This window comes from Variovorax sp. GW460-12-1-14-LB1, from assembly GCF_059423605.1.
In genome coordinates, this window is sequence record NZ_JBWKYF010000158.1 from 1 (window position 1) to 2,272 (window position 2,272).

At 70.2% G+C, this 2,272-nt stretch carries 3 protein-coding genes; 1 reads left to right on the forward strand and 2 read right to left on the reverse strand.

Annotated features, from left to right (window positions below; genetic code table 11):
* Nucleotides 1-205: 205 nt before the first annotated feature.
* Nucleotides 206-1,324: an ABC transporter substrate-binding protein gene (locus tag AC07Y4_RS32870; protein ID WP_487849163.1), complete on the forward strand. Its 1,119-nt coding sequence runs from the start codon at nt 206-208 to the stop codon at nt 1,322-1,324.
* A 22-nt stretch (nt 1,325-1,346) separates the two neighbouring features.
* Here AC07Y4_RS32870 and AC07Y4_RS32875 read toward each other — a convergent pair whose 3' ends face one another.
* Together AC07Y4_RS32875 and AC07Y4_RS32880 are read right to left on the reverse strand one after the other, a co-directional pair.
* Nucleotides 1,347-1,805: a RidA family protein gene (locus tag AC07Y4_RS32875; RefSeq protein WP_062476784.1), complete on the reverse strand. Its 459-nt coding sequence runs from the start codon at nt 1,803-1,805 to the stop codon at nt 1,347-1,349.
* The coding region (locus AC07Y4_RS32880) for a transglutaminase-like domain-containing protein (protein WP_495275682.1) at nt 1,802-2,272 on the reverse strand (471 nt) is incomplete at its 5' end. The genes AC07Y4_RS32875 and AC07Y4_RS32880, both read right to left, overlap by 4 nt.

Consider the following 2,272-nt stretch of genomic DNA (forward strand, 5'->3'; position numbering starts at 1 on the left):
GTCATGGGGGCGGGCGGTGGCGCGCTGCATGATAGGTCGCGGGCCGTGCCGCACGGCCGTGCCCGAGGGTTTGCGAGCAGCAGGGTTCCCCGTAGCGCCGGCCGGAAATGTCCGATGGCCGCCGCATGCGCTGCGCCGCCAAGATCGGGGCCCGCCTGCTTCAGGCTGCCCCACGGCCGGCGACGCCGGCAAGGACGACACGACGATGGTCTACCGCTGGCTTGCGCCTCTGCTCCTCATGCTCCTGGGCCTGCCGGGCCGCGCCGACGAGATCGTGGTGGGGCAGTCGCTGCCGCTGAGCGGACCCCTCGGCGAGGCCGGGCGCAACGTGAAGGACGGCATCGACGCCTACCTGGCGCGCGTGCAGCGCGAGGGCCTGCTGGGGCGCCACAAGCTGGTGTGGCGCGCGCTGGACGACGGCTACTCGGTGGAGCGCCACACGCAGAACATCCGCCAGCTCGTGGTGCAGGACAAGGTCGATGCGCTCGGCCTGTCGGCCGGCACCTCGCACATCGACGCGGCCTACCCGACGATGCGCGAGGCGGGCACGCCGCTGATCGGCGCGATGACCGGCGCCTCGGCGCTGCACGGCGCGCAGCGCGCGCTCATCTACCACCTGCGCGCAAGCTACGCCGACGAGGTGCGCCAGCTGGTCGCGCAGGCCGTGTCGGTGCGGCAGCGGCGTGTGTTCGCGGTCTGGCAGGACGACGGGCTGGGACGCGACGCCTTTGCGGCGCTCGAGATCGCGCTGCGCGGTGCGGGCATCGAACTCGTGGGGCAGCAGGGCGTGGCGCTGGCGCAGATGGACGGCGCCGCGCTGGCCGCCAGCGTGCGTGCGGCCAAGCCCGACGCGCTGTTCGCGCTGTGCGTGACGCCGTGCGGGGTGAAGCTGCTGTCGGGGCTGGCGGCGGAGAGCGGTGTTGCGAGGCCGACGCCGTACATGCTCTCGATCGTCAACGGCGAGGTGCTCGCCAAGAGCGTGGGGCCGGCGGCGCGCGGTACCGTGATCTCGCAGGTCATGCCCAACCCGCGGCTGGCGACCTCGCCGCTGGTGCAGCGCTACCAGCAGGACATGCGCAGCCACATGGGTCGCGACGAGTTCAGCTACTTTTCGCTGGAAGGGTACGTGGTGGCGATGGTGACGGTGGAGGCGGCGCGCACGGCGCTGGCCGCTTCACCGCGCCGCTCGATGCAGGACGCCATGAAGCTGATGCTGCGGCGGGAGATCGAGGGGATTCCGGTGTCGAGTGGCGACGATCCGGGTGTGCGTCCGCATCCGGTGACGCTTTCAATGATCGGAAACGGCGGGCGGCTCATCCATTGAGGCTGTGCCGCCCTGAAGAAGATCAGCCGATCTCGGCGATTAGCTCGATCTCGACGCAAGCACCCATCGGGATCTGCGCCACGCCGAAGGCGCTGCGTGCATGCGCGCCCTTTTCGGGGCCGAACACTTCGGCGAAGAACTCGCTGGCGCCGTTGGTCACCAGGTGCTGCTCGGTGAAGGTGCCGACCGAGTTCACGAGGCTCATCACCTTGACGATGCGCTTGACCTTGTTGAGGTCGCCCACGGCCGCGTGCAGCGTGCCGAGCAGGTCGATGGCGATGGCGCGCGCGGCCTGCTTGCCTTCGTCGGTGCCGATGTTGGCGCCGAGCTGGCCGACCCAGACCTTGCCGTCCTTCTTGGCGATGTGGCCCGACAGGAACACGAGGTTGCCGGTCTGCACGAAGGGCACGTAGGCGGCGGCAGGTGCGGACACCGGGGGCAGGGAAATGCCGAGGCTGGAAAGCTTGTCGTAAACGCTCATGGAGACTCCTGATCTGGGGATGATGATGACGATGACGGGGGTGATTGTGTCTGTGTTTGCGCCGCCGACGCCGGCAGCTGCACCACTTCCCCCACGGGTTGCACGGTCACGCCCACATGCAGCGTGTGGCGCGCGCCGCCATGCAGCACGCCGCGCATCGGCGAGACGTCGGAGTAGTCGCGCCCGATGGCGAGCGTGACGTAGTCCTCGCCGGGCTGGCGGCCGTTGGTGGGGTCGAAGTCGGCCCAGTCGCCCACGCTCTCAGGACCTTCGCCCTCGCCGGGCAGGTACACCGACACCCACGCATGCGAGGCGTCGGCGCCCACCAGGCGCGGCTGGCCCGGTGGCGGCTGCGTGAGCAGGTAGCCGCTCACGTAGCGCGCCGGCAGGCCCATGGCGCGAAAGCACGCGATGAGGATGTGGGCGAAGTCCTGGCACACGCCCTTGCGCTGCGCCAGGGCTTCGAC

What these genes read in the sequence shown, in the direction of transcription:
- AC07Y4_RS32870 (WP_487849163.1), top strand. Translation starts at nt 206, where the DNA reads ATGGTCTACCGCTGGCTTGCGCCTCTGCTCCTCATGCTCCTGGGCCTG.
- AC07Y4_RS32875 (WP_062476784.1), bottom strand. Translation starts at nt 1,805, where the DNA reads ATGAGCGTTTACGACAAGCTTTCCAGCCTCGGCATTTCCCTGCCCCCG.